A 419-nucleotide genomic window follows, 5' to 3' on the forward strand; every position below is an offset into this window, starting at 1 on the left:
CGGCCGCCGGCGCACGCCTGGAAATCGCGCCGGCGGTGCCAGCGACGCGCCGCGAGGCGGGAACCAAGTCCGGCACCGGTGCCGGCGACGAAGGAGACATGGTGGCAGCCCAACAATTGCAGCAGGCGCGCGAAGACCTCGCGGCACGCGATGCCGAGGTCCAGGAACTGCGTTCGCGGGTGGAGCAGCTCGAAAAGCTCAAGGCCCAGCAGCAGCAACTGATCGCGCTGAAGGATAGCGACCTGGCCGCGGCGCAGAAGCGCCTGGCCCAGGCCGGGCAGGCGGCGCCGGCTGCGGCGGCCGCCCAGGCACCGGCCAATGACGGGTTCCCGCTGTGGCTGTGGGGCGGGCTGAGCCTGCTGGTGCTGGGCCTCGGTGCCTGGCTGCTGTCGCGCCGGCGCAAGCCCTCGCCGCTGCCG

General features: G+C 73.5%; 1 pseudogene. It reads left to right on the forward strand.

The window, feature by feature from the left end:
* A pseudogene (locus D183_RS24900) lies at window positions 1–419 on the forward strand (ferrous iron transporter B); the annotation flags it as partial.

The organism is Xanthomonas sp. SHU 199, from assembly GCF_000364665.1.
Lineage (GTDB): Bacteria > Pseudomonadota > Gammaproteobacteria > Xanthomonadales > Xanthomonadaceae > Xanthomonas_A > Xanthomonas_A sontii.